The organism is Neisseria sp. P0001.S005, from assembly GCF_051963715.1.
In genome coordinates, this window is sequence record NZ_JBQCTZ010000843.1 from 1 (window position 1) to 340 (window position 340).

Sequence of the window (340 nt, forward strand, 5' to 3'; positions counted from 1 at the left end):
ATTATGGTGGACGACAGCGCCGACAATCTGCACCAAGCCAAAGCCTTGGGCATGAAGACCGTTTGGTACGGCGAAAAGGCCCATCCGCTGCCATTTGCCGACGGCATAGCGAAAGATATGCAGGGTTTGCTTGAAGTTTGCACAAAACTGCCGTGAAGTTTTGAAAAAACAAGTACAATACACGGTATTGCCGACATTTAAAAACAAGGACAACATCATGCGTAAACTCGCTTTAATTCTGACCGCCACTACTGTTTTGGCCGGTTGCTCTTGGGAAACCTACACCAACGAATCCGGCCGTACCGCCGTACGCCAAAAATATGCTACCGGCACACCTATC

General features: G+C 49.1%; 1 pseudogene. It reads left to right on the top strand.

The features are described 5' to 3' along the window. Positions 1 to 156: pseudogene (locus ACTHSP_RS23150) on the top strand (pyrimidine 5'-nucleotidase); the annotation flags it as partial. Positions 157 to 340: the final 184 nt, after the last annotated feature.